Genomic DNA, 15365 nt, shown 5'->3' with positions numbered 1-15365 from the left:
GGCATGGCCAAGGTCACTATCCGCAACGAAATCCGCTTCATCCTCAATGGCAGGGATGTCGTGCTCTCCTCCGTGGCGCCCGACGCGACCCTGCTCGACTGGCTGCGGCTCGACCGTTCGTTGCGCGGCACCAAGGAAGGCTGCGCCGAGGGCGATTGCGGCGCCTGCACCGTGCTGGTCGGCAGACTGTCTGCCGGCGGCCTTGTCTATGAAAGCGTCAATGCCTGCATCCGTTTTCTCGGCTCGCTCGACGGCACCCATGTTGTGACGGTGGAGCATCTGCGCGGTGCGCCCGGCCAATTGCATCCGGTGCAGCAGGCGATGGTCGATTTCCACGGCTCGCAATGCGGCTTCTGCACGCCGGGCTTCGTCATGTCGCTCTATGGCTTGTGGATGAAGTCGCCCGACCCATCGAACGCGGCCATCGAAAAGGCCTTGCAAGGCAATCTCTGCCGCTGCACCGGCTACGAAGCGATCATGCGCGCGGCGCACGCCATCTCCAGCTACGGCAAGGCGGCAAAGGATCCGCTGGCGGTGGAGCGCAAGGCGATCACCGCGAGGCTCGAAGCATTGCATGATGGCGCGCGGGTCGAGATCGGTTCGGGCAAGGCGCGGCTCATCGTGCCGGCCAATGTCGATGATTTCGCCGCCGTGCTCGACAAGGAACCCGGCGCCACGATCGTCGCCGGCTCGACCGATGTCGGCCTGTGGGTGACCAAGCATATGCGCGACATCTCGCCGGTGGTCTTCATCGGCAATCTCGAGGGGCTGTGCACCATCGTCGAAGACAAGGGCGTCATTTCGATCGGCGCCGGCGTCACCTACACCGAAGCCTTTTCGACGCTGTCGAAACGCATCCCGGCGCTCGGGCCGCTGTTCGACCGCATCGGCGGCGAACAGGTGCGCAACATGGGCACGATCGGCGGCAACATCGCCAACGGTTCGCCGATCGGCGACACACCGCCGCCCCTGATCGCGCTCGGCGCGCGCCTGACCCTGCGCAAGGGCAAGAAGCGGCGCACGATCCCTCTGGAGACCTTTTTCATCGCCTATGGCAAGCAGGACCGGCAGCCGGGCGAATTCGTCGAGGCCGTGCACGTGCCCGTCCCGGCGAAGGGAGAAAAATTTGCCGTCTACAAAATCACAAAACGCCGCGACGAGGACATCACGGCGGCCCTCGGCGCCTTCTTCCTGACGCTGGCCAGGGACGGCACGGTCGCCGATGTCCGTATCGCTTATGGCGGCATGGCGGCGACGCCAAAGCGAGCCTCTTTTGTCGAACAGGCATTGCTCGGCAGGCCCTGGACCGAAGAGACGGTCGAGACGGCGATGGTGGAATACACTCGGGATTTCACCCCGCTCACGGACATGCGGGCGTCGGCCGAATATCGGGCGTTGGCGGCCAGGAACCTGTTGCTGCGCTTCTTTGTCGAAACCACCGGCACCAGGGCGCCCTTCCAGGTGTCCCGCAACGAGGCGGCATGATGAACAAGCACGCCACATCAAATCTCAAGGCCGAGAAGATCGTCGGCGGCGTCGCCACCGACCAGCGGCATGATTCCGCCCACAAGCATGTCAGCGGCACCGCCGTCTACATCGACGACATGCCGGAACCGGCAGGCACGCTGCATGGCTGCCTCGGGCTCTCGGCCGCCGCGCATGCCACCATCACCCGCATGGACCTTTCGGCGGTGCGCGGTGCCCCTGGAGTCGTCGATGTGCTCACGGCAAAGGATGTGCCGGGCGAGAATGACATTTCGCCGACCGGTCGGCACGATGAGCCGGTGCTCGCCGACGGCAAGGTCGAGTTCTTCGGTCAGCCGATCTTCTGCGTTATCGCCGAAACCCGTGAGCAGGCTCGCCGCGCCACCAGGCTGGCCAAGGTCGAGTACAAGCAATTGCCTTTCGTCACCGACATTGGCGAACTCGATCCGAGGAAGGATAAGCTCGTTACGCCGCCGCTTACCTTGAAGCGCGGCGATGCCGCCGCTGCGATCAAGGCGGCGCCGCGCCGGCTGAAGGGCAAGATGCGCGTCGGCGGCCAGGAGCATTTCTATCTTGAAGGCCATATCGCCATGGCCGTTCCCGGCGAGGACGAGGACGTCACCATATACTCCTCGACCCAGCATCCGAGCGAAGTCCAGCACATGGTGAGCCATGCGCTCGGCGTACCCAGCAATGCCATCACGGTTGAGATCCGCCGCATGGGCGGTGGTTTCGGCGGCAAGGAAACGCAAGGCAACCAGTTTGCCGCGCTCGCGGCCATCGCTGCGAAGAAGCATCATCGCGCCGTCAAGATCCGGCCCGACCGCGATGACGACATGATCGCCACCGGCAAGCGTCACGATTTCCTCGTCGACTACGAAGTCGGCTTTGACGAGGAAGGCAATATTCTCGGTGTCGATTTCATGTTCGCCGCGCGTTGCGGCTTTTCGTCGGACCTGTCAGGCCCGGTCACCGATCGAGCGCTGTTTCATTGCGACAACACCTATTTCTGGCCGGCGGTGCACGCGCAGTCGGCGCCGCTCTACACCAACACCGTGTCGAACACCGCTTTCCGGGGCTTCGGCGGCCCGCAAGGCATGGTCGGCGCCGAACGGGTCATCGACGAGGTTGCGTTCGCGCTCGGCAGGGATCCGCTCGAGATCCGCAAGAAGAATTTCTACGGCACCAGCGACCGCAACATCACGCCCTACCATCAGACGGTCGAGGACAACATCATCCAGCGCATCGTCGCCGAGCTCGAGGAGAGCGCCGGCTATGCGCGGCGGCGGCGTGAAATATCGGCCTTCAACGCCAACAGCCGTTTCATCAAGCGCGGCCTGGCGCTGACGCCGGTCAAGTTCGGCATTTCCTTCACCGCCACGCACTACAACCAGGCCGGCGCGCTGGTGCATGTCTACACCGATGGTTCGGTGCATCTGAACCATGGCGGCACCGAGATGGGGCAGGGGCTCTACCTCAAGGTCGCGCAGGTGGTGGCGGAAGAATTCCAGATCGACCTCGACCAGGTGAAGATCACCGCGACCACCACCGGCAAGGTGCCCAACACCTCGGCCACCGCGGCGTCGTCCGGTTCCGACCTCAATGGCATGGCGGCACAGAATGGCGCTCGCCAGATCAAGGACCGGCTGACCGATTTCGCCGCCGAAAAATACCAGGTGCCGCGCGATCAGGTGCTGTTCCTGCCCAACCGGGTGCGCATCGGCAACCAGGAGATCGCCTTCGCCGATCTCGTCAAGCAGGCCTATATGGCGCGCATCCAGCTCTCGGCCGCGGGCTTCTACAAGACGCCGAAAATCCACTGGAACCGCGACAAGGGACAGGGCCGCCCCTTCTACTATTTCGCCTACGGCGCCTCCTGCTCGGAAGTCTCTGTCGACACGCTGACCGGCGAATATGTGGTCGAGCGCACCGATATCCTGCACGAGACCGGCCGTTCGCTGAACCGCGCCATCGACCTCGGCCAGATTGAGGGCGGCTTCATCCAGGGCATGGGCTGGCTGACGACCGAGGAATTGTGGTGGGACGACAAGGGCCGGCTGCGCACCCACGCGCCGTCGACCTACAAGATCCCGCTCGCCTCCGACCGGCCGAAGATCTTCAACGTCACTTTGGCCGACTGGCCGGAAGCCGGCGAGCCGACGATCCACCGCTCCAAGGCAGTCGGCGAGCCGCCTTTCCCGCTCGGCATGTCCGTGCTGCATGCGCTGTCGGATGCGGTGGCCAGCGTCGCCGATCACAGGATTTGTCCCCGCCTTGACGCGCCGGCGACGCCGGAGCGTGTGCTGATGACGATCGAGCGGCTGAAAGGCGAGGCGAAGGCCTGAATCCGGCAAAACGTGCAATTTAGGCCGAAAAACCCTATGTTTCCCGCACGGGAATGCGAATGATGACTTCGAAAGTGCAAAGCCTGAAAGACTTCCTGGCTGGCCCGGGTCGCCTCGCTTTGGTCGAAGTGGCCGGCACCAAGGGTTCGACCCCGCGCGAGAAGGGCGCCTTCATGCTGGTCTCGCGGGAGGCGATTGTTGGCACGATCGGCGGCGGCCAGCTCGAATATATGGCGATCGACAAGGCGCGGCAGATGCTTTTCTCCCCCCTTGAGGGGGAGATGGCCGCGAAGCGGTCAGAGGGGGTCCTCTCAGAAGGCACCGCAGTGGCGTCAAGCACTCCGTCGACGACCCCACCCGACGGCTTCGCCGCCACCCTCCCCTCAAGGGGGAGGGGAACCCGCATCGAGGTCGATGAAGTCTGTGCCACGCTTGACGTGCCGCTCGGGCCGGAGATCGGCCAATGCTGCGGCGGGCGCGTCGAGGTCCTGATCCGGCTTGTCGACGGCGCGCTCGCTGCTGAGCTGGTTTCGGCCGCCGAAGCCGAAGAAGCCCAGCTGCCGCACGTCTATATCTTCGGCGGCGGCCATGTCGGCCAGGCGCTAGCGTCGGCGATCGCGCTTCTGCCGGTGCACGGCGTCGTCATCGAGACGCGGGCCGAGGCGCTGGAAGGCATGCCGGAAAGTGTCGAGACGTGGCTGACGCCGATGCCCGAGGCCGAAGTGCGCACCGCTCCGCCCGGCACCGCCTTCGCCATCCTCACCCACGACCACGCGCTGGATTTCCTGATCGTCGCCGAGGCTCTGAAACGCGACGACGCGGCCTATGTCGGCATGATCGGCTCGAAGACCAAGAAAGCGACGTTCAGGAACTGGTTCCTGAAATCGGCCGAAGGCATGGACGCGGAATTTGCCCGCCTCGTCTCGCCGATCGGCGGCGATGCCGTCAAGGACAAGCGCCCGCCTGTCATCGCAGCCCTTGCCGCCGCCGAGATCATGACGGCGCTGGTGGTTCGCAACGCGGCGTCCGACCATCAGGTCCAGCAGGGCAAGGTCATGGTCGGTTAGCCACCGTCGGCCGGTCTGTTTTTTGATCGCAGGAAAGATGCATTTGCGATATCCACCCGGCCTAGCGGCATGAGGTGAGGCTACATGGACGTTCTGAAAATCGCGGCTTTCTCGGACGGCAACACCGGTGGCAATCCCGCTGGCGTTCTGATCAGCGATGTCTTGCCCGACGCGGCCGAGATGCAGCGTCTGGCGGCGGAGGTGGGGTTCTCGGAGACGGCCTTTGCCGCGCCGGATGGAGAGAGCTGGCGGGTCCGCTATTTCTCGCCGGAAACCGAGGTTCCCTTCTGCGGTCACGCCACCATCGCCTTGGGAGCGGCCTTGGTCCGACAGTTCGGCGATGGGATTTTTCCGCTGAAACTCAACCAGGCGAGCATCACCGTCGAAGGGTTCCGTGATGGAGCCAACGTTGCCGCCGCGTTGCAGTCGCCGCCGACACGCAGCAAGCCGGCGCCGCCGGCGCTGATTTCCGAGGCGCTGGCGCTGTTCGGCTATGCCGCGGCCGATCTCGATCCTGCCATTCCGCCGGCGCTGATCCACGGTGGCGCGGACCATCTGGTCTTGGCCCTGAAGTCGCGCGAAGCCCTGGCGGCCATGCGTTACGATCTGAAAGCCGGGCAGGCCCTGATGCGGCGCGAAGGGCTGGTGACGATCCTGCTCGCTTATGCCGAAACGCCACGGCTGTTCCACACACGCAACCCCTTTGCCTCGGGCGGTGTCTATGAGGATCCGGCGACGGGCGCCTCGACGGCCGCCTTTGGCGGCTATCTCAGAGACATCGGATGGCCGCATGGCGGCGCGATCAATGTCGTGCAGGGCGAGGACATGGGCATGCGCTCGCGCCTGCGCGCCGATATTGCGCCCGAGATGGGCAGCTCGATCAGGGTTTCGGGCACGGCCCGGATGATGGACGAAGCATAGGAACCGCCGGCTCAAGCCGGCCGCTTCAGGCCCAGATGATCGCGCAGCGTGCGGCCCTCGTATTCCCGGCGAAACAGGCCGCGCCGCTGCAGTTCCGGCACCACCAGCGTGGCAAAGGCATCGAGTTCGCCCGGGAAATAGGACGGCATGACGTTGAAGCCGTCGGCTGCCCCGCCTTCGAACCGTGCCTGCAATTCGTCGGCCACCTGAGCCGCCGTGCCGACAATGCGCCAATGGCCGCGCGCGCCGGCGAAATGGCGGGCAAGCTGGCGGATGGAAAGGCCGTCGCGGCGCGATTGCTCGATGACCAGCGCCTGCCGGCTTTTCATGCCCTCGCTCTCCGGCAGTTCGGGCAGTGGCCCGTCGATCGGGTAGCGTCCGAGATCGGAGATGCTGAGATAGCTGGAGAGCAGCGCCACGCCGACGTCGTCGGGGATCAGCGCCTGCAATTCCTCATGCTTCTCGCGGGCTTCAGCCTCGGTTTCCGCCACCACGGGCGAGACGCCGGGCATGATCTTGATGTCGTCAGGCTCCCGTCCATAGGCCGCCATGCGCCCCTTGAGGTCGTCGTAGAAGGCCTTGGCCTCTTCAAAGGTCTGCGCCGCCGTGAACACCACGTCGGCGGTGCGGGCGGCGAGGTCACGGCCGACATCCGAGGCGCCCGCCTGGACCATGACCGGCGCGCCCTGCGGCGAACGCGGCACATCGAGCGGGTCGCGCACCGAAAAGCTCTGGCCGTCATGGCCGGAAGCCTTGCCGAGCCAAAGGCCGGTGACCACTTCGGCGAATTCGCGCGCCCGCTCATAGCGGTCGGCATGCGGCTTGAGGCCGGTAGAGCCGAAATTGGCGGCTTCGATCGGGCTGGCCGAGGTCACCAGGTTCCAGCCGGCCCGGCCGCCGCTCAAATGGTCGAGCGACAGGAAAGTCCGCGCCAGCCCATAGGGCTCGTTGTAGCTCGTCGATGCGGTGGAAACGAGGCCGATGCGGCTGGTCTGCACGGCGAGGGCAGAAAGCAGGCTGATCGGCTCAAAGCCGATCGAGCGCGACGTCTGGCTGGCGATGCCGACATTGGCTTCGCGCAGGCCCGCGGCGTCCTCGCAGAAAATCATGTCGAACCTGGCCGCTTCCGCCGTACGCGCCAGCTGGATGTAGTGGTCGATGTCGATACCGGCCGTCACATGCGCCTTGGGGTGGCGCCAGGCGGCGATGTGATGACCGGCCGCCCATAGAAACAGGCCGAGCTTCATCTGGCGCGCGCTCATTTTGCGCCTCCCGTGCCAAGCCCAAGATGTGCGCGCAGCGTTGCGCCTTGTTGACCCTGGCCGGCGATGCCATGGCGCCGGAGCTCTGGCAAAACGCGGTCGGCAAAACTCTGAAGTCCTGGAATATCGGCTGGCAAAACAAAATTGAAGCCGTCACAGCCGCTCGATTCCAGCAAGGCTTGGAGGCTGCCGACGTCCGGTTCGGATGACAGGGCCATCGTTGCCAGTACCTTCACGGTCTCCGGTTGGCGGCCGATAGCGGCGGCTCGGCGCTTCAGGTCGCCAACGGCAACTTTCAAGGCCTCAGACGGCTGTCCTTCGATGAGGACGACGTCGGCGCCGCCGCTTGCGAGATCAATATCAGCCTCGGCCGGGTCGGACATGATTAGCACCGGCCTGTCCTGCGGCGACCGTGCGACGTTGAGCGGCCCGCGTACCGAGAAGAATTCGCCGATGTGGTTCAGCGGCTGCATCTTGTCCGGATCGTGGAAGCGGCCCCCTGCCTTGTCGAACAGCAGCGCATCGCGCCCCCAGCCAATCCACAACGCCCGTACGATGTTGATGAACTCCTTGGCGCGGCGGCGGAAATCATCGTCGCAAAAACCCTCGGGCCGGCTGAAGTTTCCGGCTTCGCGCGGGTTCTGCCGCAGCGTCGCGTTCCAGCCGATGCGGCCATGGCTGATGATATCAAGCGAAGCAAACCGGCGCGCCAGGTTGTAGGGCTGATGCGCGAGCGTGGAGGCGCTGGCAACGAGACCGATCCTGTCGGTCACCGTCGCCAGAGCGGCCAGCAGCGTCGTAGCTTCAAACGGGCTGCTCGATGGTTTGTCGGCGGAGTCGGAAATGATGACCATGTCCACGCCCGCCGCTTCCGCGCCGCGAACGAAGCTGCTGACCTGACCGAAGTCCAGGACGGCGTGTCCTTTGCCGGCAGCGATGTTGAGCGAAATGGCGAGATGCATCGCACCAACCTAAGTTCGCCGCTGCGCAAGGCAAGCCCGGCGAATGGACCAGAAGGCCGGCACTTGCCGGCCAGCCCCCGGTTGCCGCTCGGCCCTCACTTACCCGCCAGAATATCCTTGATCAGCCGTTGGCAGCGCTCGGCCATGAAGTCGAGCAAAAGCCGAACCTTGGGGTCCTGCAGCTTCTTGTGCGGATAGACGGCGGCGAACTGCACCGGCGTCGGCGGCGTGTTGGCCAGGATCACCTGCAGCCGCCGGTCGCGGATGAACGGTTCGACCTCGAAGCGCGGCTTGTTGATGATGCCGCGCCCAGACAGCGCCCAGCCGGTCAGCACGTCGCCATCGTCGGTGTCGTAGGGTCCGTGCACTTCGAATTTCTGCGGCCCGGTCGGCGTTTGCAGCGTCCAGACATATTCGCGCGCGCCGGAATAGCGCAGCATCAGGCAGTCGTGTTTCTTGCCGATCAGTTCCTGCGGCTCGGCGGGCTCACCACGCGCTTCCAGATATTTCGGCGCCGCCACCAGCACACGCTCGCATTCCATGATGCCGCGCATCCTGAGGCTGGAATCCTCGATGATGCCGAGCCGGAAGGCGACGTCGATGCCTTCCTTCATGATGTCGACATTGTGGTCCGAGAGCCTGAGCCGCACCTCGATGTCAGGATATTTGTCGTGGAAGTCGGGAATGCCCGAGGCCACCAGCCGCCGGCCAAGGCCCAGCGGTGCGGTCACGCGAATGGTGCCGCGCGGCTGGCCGGACAGCGCCGAGACGGCGGCTTCCGCTTCGGTGATGGCCTCCAGCACCTGCTTGGCGCCTGCGTAAAACACCGTGCCATGCTCGGTCGGCATCAATTGCCGCGTCGTGCGGTTGAACAGCCGCACGCCCAGATGCTTCTCCAGTTCCTTGATGCGGTTGGAGGCGACGGCCGGCGAAATGCGCATGTCGCGGCCCGCCGCCGACAGATTGCCGAGTTCGACGACGCGGACGAAGACGGCGATGTTGTCGAGATAGGCCATGCGGAGCACCTTCGCCGGTTTGCAGCGATCAACCTAGCGCATGACCCCGAAAATCAGGAATCGATTTTCGGAAAGGATCATGCGCCAGATCAAAGAGCTACAGCGTCCTTTGCGCGTCCATGAGGACGCGCGGCGCTGTAGTATTTTCCATTTTTTTTTGAAAGTCATCGTACACCTCGCCTCTTTCCGTTTGCGCGCCACACCGTAAAGTCAGCCAATCGGCAGGGACGACTTCAATGATGGATTTCGCGATTTTCTGGGACTGGGTGAGCTTTGCCGTTCGGTGGCTGCATGTCATCACCGGCATCGCCTGGATCGGCTCGTCCTTCTATTTCGTCGCGCTCGATCTCGGCCTGCGCCAGCGTCCGGGCATGCCCGTCGGCGCCTTCGGCGAGGAATGGCAGGTGCATGGCGGCGGCTTCTACCACATCCAGAAATATCTGGTGGCGCCGGCCGAGATGCCGGAGCATCTGACCTGGTTCAAATGGGAATCCTACGCCACCTGGCTGTCCGGCTTCGCCATGCTGTGCGTGGTCTACTATGCCGGCGCCGACCTGTTCCTGATCGATCCGAATGTGCTGCCAATGTCGGTGCCGGTCGGCATCCTTTTGTCCATGGCCACGATCGGCGTCGGCTGGGTGGTCTATGATCTGCTCTGCCGCTCGCCGCTCGGCAAAAGCGACACCGGCCTGATGCTGGTGCTCTACGGCGTGCTGGTGTTCATCGCCTGGGGGCTGACGCACCTGTTCACCGGCCGCGCCGCTTTCCTGCATCTGGGCGCCATCACCGCCACGATCATGTCGGCCAACGTCTTCATGGTCATCATCCCCAACCAGAAGATCGTCGTCGCCGACCTCATCGCCGGCCGCAAGCCCGACCCGAAATACGGCAAGATCGCCAAGCAGCGCTCGCTTCACAACAACTATCTGACGCTGCCCGTTCTGTTCCTGATGCTGTCGAACCACTATCCGCTGGCGTTCGGCACGCAGTTCAACTGGGTCATCGCCTCGCTGGTGTTCATCATCGGCGTCTTGATCCGGCATTATTTCAACACCGTGCACAAGCGTGCCGGCAACCCGCACTGGACCTGGCTCGGCGCCCTCGTCCTGTTCATCATCATCATCTGGCTGTCGACCGTGCCGAAGGTGCTGACCGGCGAGCCCAAGGCATCCGCCTCGGCGGACATTTATATTGCGTCGGCGCATTTCCCGGCGGTGCGCGACACCGTGCTTGGCCGCTGCTCGATGTGCCATGCGCAGGAACCGGTCTATGAAGGCATCTATCACGCGCCGAAGGGCGTGGTGCTCGACACCGACGCTGATATCGCCAACCATGCCCGCGAGATCTATCTGCAGGCCGGCCGCAGCCACGCCATGCCGCCCGCCAATGTCAGCCAGATCACCGACAAGGAACGGGCGCTGCTGGTGGCCTGGTTCGAAGGTGCGGGGAAATAAGCATGAGTTCGACACTTCTGCGCGGCCGCACGCTGTCCTTCGTGCGCTGGCCCGAAACCATCGACGACCATTCGGCCTGGCGCTACGAGGAAGATGGCGGCCTGCTGATCGGCGACGGCAGGATCGTTGCATCAGGCGCCTATGCGGATGTCGAGAAACAGGCCGGCGAGGGGGTAAAAAAGATCGATCACCGGCCGCATCTTTTGCTGCCCGGCTTCATCGATACCCATGTGCATTTCCCGCAGATGCAGGTCATCGCCTCCTATGGCGCCGAACTGCTCGACTGGCTGAACACCTATACTTTCCCGGAAGAGACGAAGTTCGCCAACGCGCAGCATGGCCGCCGCATCGCGCGGCTATTTCTTGACGAGATGGTGCGGCACGGAACCACGACGGTCACCGCCTACTGCTCGGTGCACAAGGCTTCCGCCGAAGCCTTTTTCGCCGAATCGCATGACCGCAACATGCTCAACATCGCCGGCAAGGTGATGATGGACCGCAATGCCCCCGAAGGTGTGCTCGACACGCCGCAATCCGGCTACGACGACACCAAGGCGCTGATCAAGGAGTGGCATGGCAAGGGGCGCCAGCACTACGCCATCACGCCGCGCTTCGCCATAACCTCCTCGCCGGAGCAGATGGAGATGGCCGGCGCGCTCTGCCGCGAGCACCCCGACCTGCATATGCAGACGCATCTGTCGGAAAACCACGCCGAGATCGCCTTCACGCAACAGCTTTATCCCTGGTCGCGCGACTACACCGACGTCTACGAACATTACGGGTTGCTGGGCAAAAACAGCCTGTTCGGCCACTGCATCCACCTGTCGGAGCGTGAGGCCGACGCGCTTTCGCAGAGCGGTTCTGTGGCGGTGTTCTGCCCGACCTCGAATCTTTTCCTCGGCTCCGGCCTGTTCGACTACCAGCGCTTTCGCCGCCGGGAAAAGCCGCTGCGCATAGCCTCCGCCACCGATGTCGGCGGTGGCACCAATTACTCCATGCTGCGCACCATGGACGAGGGCTACAAGGTGATCGCGCTGAACGGCGAGAAGCTCAATCCCTTCCAGTCCTTCTGGCAGATCACGCGCGGAAATGCCGAGGCGCTGTCGGTGGTGCAGAAGATCGGTACGCTGGATGAAGGCACCGACGCCGACATCGTCGTGCTCGATGCCAGGGCGACGCCGGCGATGCGGCTCAGGATGGAAACGGCGCAGACGCTGGCGCAGGAATTGTTCCTGCTGCAGACGCTGGGCGACGATCGCGCGGTGCGCGAGGTCTATGTCGCGGGGCGGGCGGCCAAGAGCGACATGGCGAATCGAGCGCCAGATGCGTTCATTGCTTGACCCGGCGGCAGCCATCGGTCAAAGCGTGCGGCGAAGTTGACAGGGGAACGACATGGCCGCTGCGGACGACATCGCTCTGATCCGGAAACAGGAAGAGACGCTGGTCTTTCCCGCCTTCGATGAGGCCGTCGCTTTCAAGATCGGCTCCGCCATTCGCGAGCGCGCGCTCGCCGAAAACCTGCCCATCATCGTCGACATCAGGCTGTGGGACCGGCCGCTGTTCTATGCCGCCATGCCGGGGTCGAATGCTTCGAATCCCGACTGGGCGCGCCGCAAGATCAATGTCGTCAGGCGATTTCTCAGAAGCACTTATCGCATGGTGCTGGAGCAGCAGCGCCCCGACCGCGCCTTCAAGATCGGCGAGGGCCTCGACATCTCGGACTATGTGCTCGCCGGCGGCGGTTTTCCGGTGACGGTCAAGGGCGCCGGCGTCATCGGCGTGATAGCGGTTTCCGGGCTGCCGGAGCGCGAGGATCATGGTGTTGTCGTCGATGCGCTGTGCGATCACCTGGGGGTCGACAAGCGTGGACTGGCGCTGGCTGCGGAACCCGAATGACCGTGCTCGACCCCAAGGCTTTCCTCACCTCGATCTTCAACGCCGCCGTTGCCGCAGCCGATCCGGAACGGACGATCAGGGATCATCTGCCGGCCAGGCCAAAGGGCCGCACCATCGTCATCGGTGCCGGCAAAGGCTCGGCGCAGATGGCGGCTGCCTTCGAGAAGGTCTGGGACGGGCCGATCGAAGGGCTGGTCGTCACCCGCTACGGCTATGGCGCCAAATGCGAGCGCATCGAGATCATCGAAGCGGCGCATCCGGTGCCGGACGCCGCCGGCCTTGAGGCCTCGCGCCGTCTGCTCGCCAAGGTCCAGGGTCTCACTGAGGACGATCTGGTCGTGGCGCTGATTTCCGGTGGCGGTTCGGCGCTGTTGCCGTCGCCTGCCGCCGGGCTGACCCTGGCCGACGAGATCGCCGTCAACGAGGCGCTGCTTGCCTCCGGCGCGCCGATCGCGGCGATGAACACCATCCGCAAGCATGTCTCCACCATCAAAGGCGGCCGCCTGGCCGGCGCCGCCTGGCCGGCCAGGGTGGTGTCGCTGGTGGTCTCCGACATTCCCGGCGACAACCCGGCCCTCGTCGCCTCTGGGCCGACGGTCCCTGACACCGGCAGCCGGGAAGACGCGCTGGCCTCGATAGCGGCCTATGGCATGAAGCTGCCCGCCTCGGTGATGGCGCATATCAGTTCGCCGGCGGCCGATGCGCCGGATCCCGGCGATCGGCGCTTTTCGAGCAACGAGGTGCATCTGATCGCCTCGGCCGGCGTGTCGCTGGAAGCAGCGGCTGCCGAAGCCAAACGGCAAGGCATAGAAGCCGTCATCCTCTCCGATGCCATCGAGGGCGAAGCGCGTGAGGTCGGCGGCGTCCACGCGGCCATCGCGCGCGAAGTCGCGACGCGCAACCGGCCTTTTGCGAAGCCGGTGCTCATTCTCTCGGGCGGCGAAACGACAGTGACCTTGCGCGCAAAAGGCAAGGGCGGCCGCAATTCGGAATTCCTGCTCGCCTTCGCCGTCGGCATCAACGGCGTGCAAGGCATTCACGCGATGGCCGCCGATACCGACGGCATCGACGGCTCGGAAGACAATGCCGGGGCTTTCGCCGACGGCTCGACCGTGTCGCGCATGCGCGCGGCCGGTGTTGATGCCAAGGCGATGCTGGCCGGCAACAATGCCTGGACGGCGTTCAACGCGGTCGGCGATCTCTTCGTGCCGGGGCCGACCGGCACGAATGTCAATGATTTGAGGGCGATCCTCATTCGGTAGAGCGCGTGCCTGCTCTTAACACAAACGTTGGCGCTGCCCCTCATCCGCCTGCCGGCACCTTCTCCCCGTATAGTGACGGGGAGAAGGGAGCTAGGTGCGCCTTTGCAACCTTCTTGAGACGCCGACGATTGGCGAAAGCGCGAAGACAGCGTCTTTCTCCCCGTCACTATACGGGGAGAAATGCCCGGCAGGGCAATGAGGCCGGCGCCGACCGACAACCAGATCACGCGGCCATCAGCCGCTTCACCTCTCTCATATCCTGCAAAAACCGCTCTCGCTCGGCTTCCTTCTCCGCCGGCTCCTGAATGCGCAGGATAAATGACGGGTGGATGGTGATGAAAACCCTCAGCCCATCCTCGCGCTCGATCACCTGGCCGCGCATTTTCGTCACCGGAATAGCTTTACCCAGCAATGACAAGGCAGCCGTTGCGCCGAGCGCCACGGCTAGCTCCGGCTTGATCAGCGCGAATTCCCGGTCGATCCACCAGCGACAGGCCTGTACTTCGCCGGCATTCGGTTTGGAATGGATGCGGCGCTTGCCGCGCGGCTCGAATTTGAAGTGCTTGACCGCGTTGGTGACGTAGACCTTTTGCCGGTCCACGCCAGCGTCATCGAGGATGGCGTCGAACACCTTGCCGGCGGGGCCGACGAAAGGTTTGCCGGCGAGATCCTCCTGGTCGCCGGGCTGTTCGCCGACGAAGATGACCTTCGCATTGTCAGGCCCTTCGCCGAACACGGTCTGCGTCGCATCGCGCCAAAGCGGACAGCGGCGGCAGCCTTTCGCGGCCTCGCGCAACTCTGAAATGCTGCCGGCGTCGTCATCATTCGGCGATTGTGTCGGTTCACGCCTGGGCCAATGCTTTGCCTGCACCTTGGCGTGATGCGGTGCGGGCGTTGTCGGCATTCTGGCGATCATTTCCTTGGCGGCCTTGTCCGCTCCTGCGATCAGATCTGGAATGAGCGAGGCCTCGGGAAGGTTCCGCCAATATTTCTTCGGCATCTCCTTCTGCATGGCCTTCACCTTCAGCCGCGCCGGATTGAAGATGTTCTCGAAATAGGTGCGCCACAGCGCCTCGGTATCGTCCTGATCAGGCGCATCGCCCTTGGCCGCGCCCGGCCCGATCGCCAGCCTTTCGCCGTCCCAGTCGGCGGAAGCGTAAGGCGTCAGGATCGTCCAGCGCATGCCGGTGAAGCGCCTGACGAAGAAATCCGCATTGCGCTCGACGATGAAATGATCGGGCTCGAACCAGGCAACATAACGCTCGTCGTTACCTTCGCCGATCTTCCGGAAGCGGACGAAGGCGTGCATCTTGTGGCTGTCGCGCCGCACCGCCTTTTCCATCGCCTCGAGCCGCCTGGTGTCGGGATCGGATGCGATCGCCAGCAGCTTGGGCTCACTACGCAGCCGCCACAGCAGCCGGTAGAGAAAGGCGAACCGGGAGGGGTCAGAATGGCAGAAGGCGGTCTCGGCACGCGCGATGAAATCGCGCGGTACCGCCAGTTGTGCGCCGGCAGGCACAGTCGGCAAATCACTCGGACGCCGGTCTGAATCGGCCGCGACATGCCAGCTGATGTCTTCGGGCTTGATCTCGTTCAACGCCAGCCGCCGTGCCGCGTCGCGCCAGCCCGAAAAGTCGGTTTCGCTTTCAAGCCTGACACTGTATCGGACAAGATTGAGCTCGGCCGGCCGCATGG

At 64.2% G+C, this 15365-nt stretch carries 12 protein-coding genes; 8 read left to right on the top strand and 4 right to left on the bottom strand.

Annotated features, from left to right (window positions below; translation table 11 throughout):
* Positions 1–3 precede the first annotated feature (3 nt).
* The 4 genes from xdhA to JG746_RS01820 all read left to right on the top strand — a co-directional run bounded on the left by xdhA (position 4) and on the right by JG746_RS01820 (position 5818).
* A complete protein-coding gene (gene xdhA / locus JG746_RS01835) occupies positions 4–1485 on the top strand; it encodes a xanthine dehydrogenase small subunit (protein ID WP_202356632.1) in 1482 nt (493 codons plus the stop codon).
* Positions 1485–3830 carry a xanthine dehydrogenase molybdopterin binding subunit gene (gene xdhB, locus JG746_RS01830; protein ID WP_202356631.1) on the top strand — a complete coding sequence of 782 codons (2346 nt, stop codon included), beginning with the start codon at positions 1485–1487 and terminating at the stop codon, positions 3828–3830. Before xdhA ends, xdhB begins: the two co-directional genes overlap by 1 nt.
* Positions 3831–3892: 62 nt before the next feature.
* A complete protein-coding gene (xdhC, locus tag JG746_RS01825) occupies positions 3893–4897 on the top strand; it encodes a xanthine dehydrogenase accessory protein XdhC (RefSeq protein ID WP_202359230.1) in 1005 nt (334 codons plus the stop codon).
* 84 nt (positions 4898–4981) lie between these two features.
* Entirely contained in the window at positions 4982–5818 is an 837-nt protein-coding gene (locus JG746_RS01820) for a PhzF family phenazine biosynthesis protein (RefSeq protein WP_202356630.1), read from the top strand.
* Positions 5819–5829: 11 nt separating this feature from the next.
* On the opposite strand, the gene JG746_RS01815 is transcribed toward JG746_RS01820, so the two are convergent.
* The 3 genes from JG746_RS01815 to JG746_RS01805 all read right to left on the bottom strand — a co-directional run bounded on the left by JG746_RS01815 (position 5830) and on the right by JG746_RS01805 (position 9058).
* Positions 5830–7080 (bottom strand): LLM class flavin-dependent oxidoreductase, encoded by a 1251-nt coding sequence (locus JG746_RS01815; RefSeq protein ID WP_202356629.1) that lies wholly within the window; start codon positions 7078–7080, stop codon positions 5830–5832.
* On the bottom strand, positions 7077–8042 hold the full coding sequence (locus JG746_RS01810; RefSeq protein WP_202356628.1) for an LLM class flavin-dependent oxidoreductase: 966 nt from the start codon (positions 8040–8042) through the stop codon (positions 7077–7079). Before JG746_RS01810 ends, JG746_RS01815 begins: the two co-directional genes overlap by 4 nt.
* 95 nt (positions 8043–8137) lie before the next feature.
* Positions 8138–9058, bottom strand: coding sequence for a LysR family transcriptional regulator (locus JG746_RS01805; RefSeq protein ID WP_183464908.1), 921 nt, complete (start codon positions 9056–9058; stop codon positions 8138–8140).
* 236 nt (positions 9059–9294) lie between these two features.
* Here JG746_RS01805 and JG746_RS01800 point away from each other — a divergent pair, with 236 nt between their 5' ends.
* The 4 genes from JG746_RS01800 to JG746_RS01785 are packed head-to-tail and all read left to right on the top strand — an operon-like array spanning position 9295 to position 13670.
* Complete coding sequence (locus JG746_RS01800) at positions 9295–10512, top strand: urate hydroxylase PuuD (RefSeq protein WP_202356627.1); 1218 nt, start codon at positions 9295–9297, stop codon at positions 10510–10512.
* Positions 10513–10514: 2 nt separating this feature from the next.
* Positions 10515–11852 carry a guanine deaminase gene (guaD, locus tag JG746_RS01795; protein WP_202356626.1) on the top strand — a complete coding sequence of 446 codons (1338 nt, stop codon included), beginning with the start codon at positions 10515–10517 and terminating at the stop codon, positions 11850–11852.
* 52 nt (positions 11853–11904) lie between these two features.
* Positions 11905–12408 carry a heme-degrading domain-containing protein gene (locus tag JG746_RS01790; protein WP_202356625.1) on the top strand — a complete coding sequence of 168 codons (504 nt, stop codon included), beginning with the start codon at positions 11905–11907 and terminating at the stop codon, positions 12406–12408.
* Entirely contained in the window at positions 12405–13670 is a 1266-nt protein-coding gene (locus tag JG746_RS01785) for a glycerate kinase type-2 family protein (RefSeq protein WP_202356624.1), read from the top strand. Before JG746_RS01790 ends, JG746_RS01785 begins: the two co-directional genes overlap by 4 nt.
* A 223-nt stretch (positions 13671–13893) precedes the next feature.
* Here the strand turns inward: JG746_RS01785 and JG746_RS01780 are convergent, their stop codons facing one another.
* Positions 13894–15363 carry a UdgX family uracil-DNA binding protein gene (locus tag JG746_RS01780; protein ID WP_202356623.1) on the bottom strand — a complete coding sequence of 490 codons (1470 nt, stop codon included), beginning with the start codon at positions 15361–15363 and terminating at the stop codon, positions 13894–13896.
* Positions 15364–15365 lie beyond the last annotated feature (2 nt).

Origin of the sequence: Mesorhizobium sp. 113-3-3, from assembly GCF_016756495.1 — a bacterium.
In the GTDB taxonomy this organism is placed as follows: Bacteria; Pseudomonadota; Alphaproteobacteria; order Rhizobiales; family Rhizobiaceae; genus Mesorhizobium.
This window is presented reverse-complemented; position numbering and strand designations above follow the sequence as displayed.

Coding starts and splice junctions, on each gene's coding strand:
- JG746_RS01820 (WP_202356630.1), top strand. CDS start 4,982: ATGGACGTTCTGAAAATCGCGGCTTTCTCGGACGGCAACACCGGTGGC.
- JG746_RS01805 (WP_183464908.1), bottom strand. CDS start 9,058: ATGGCCTATCTCGACAACATCGCCGTCTTCGTCCGCGTCGTCGAACTC.
- JG746_RS01780 (WP_202356623.1), bottom strand. CDS start 15,363: ATGCGGCCGGCCGAGCTCAATCTTGTCCGATACAGTGTCAGGCTTGAA.
- xdhC (WP_202359230.1), top strand. CDS start 3,893: ATGACTTCGAAAGTGCAAAGCCTGAAAGACTTCCTGGCTGGCCCGGGT.
- JG746_RS01800 (WP_202356627.1), top strand. CDS start 9,295: ATGATGGATTTCGCGATTTTCTGGGACTGGGTGAGCTTTGCCGTTCGG.
- JG746_RS01790 (WP_202356625.1), top strand. CDS start 11,905: ATGGCCGCTGCGGACGACATCGCTCTGATCCGGAAACAGGAAGAGACG.
- JG746_RS01815 (WP_202356629.1), bottom strand. CDS start 7,080: ATGAGCGCGCGCCAGATGAAGCTCGGCCTGTTTCTATGGGCGGCCGGT.
- xdhA (WP_202356632.1), top strand. CDS start 4: ATGGCCAAGGTCACTATCCGCAACGAAATCCGCTTCATCCTCAATGGC.
- JG746_RS01785 (WP_202356624.1), top strand. CDS start 12,405: ATGACCGTGCTCGACCCCAAGGCTTTCCTCACCTCGATCTTCAACGCC.
- JG746_RS01810 (WP_202356628.1), bottom strand. CDS start 8,042: ATGCATCTCGCCATTTCGCTCAACATCGCTGCCGGCAAAGGACACGCC.
- xdhB (WP_202356631.1), top strand. CDS start 1,485: ATGAACAAGCACGCCACATCAAATCTCAAGGCCGAGAAGATCGTCGGC.
- guaD (WP_202356626.1), top strand. CDS start 10,515: ATGAGTTCGACACTTCTGCGCGGCCGCACGCTGTCCTTCGTGCGCTGG.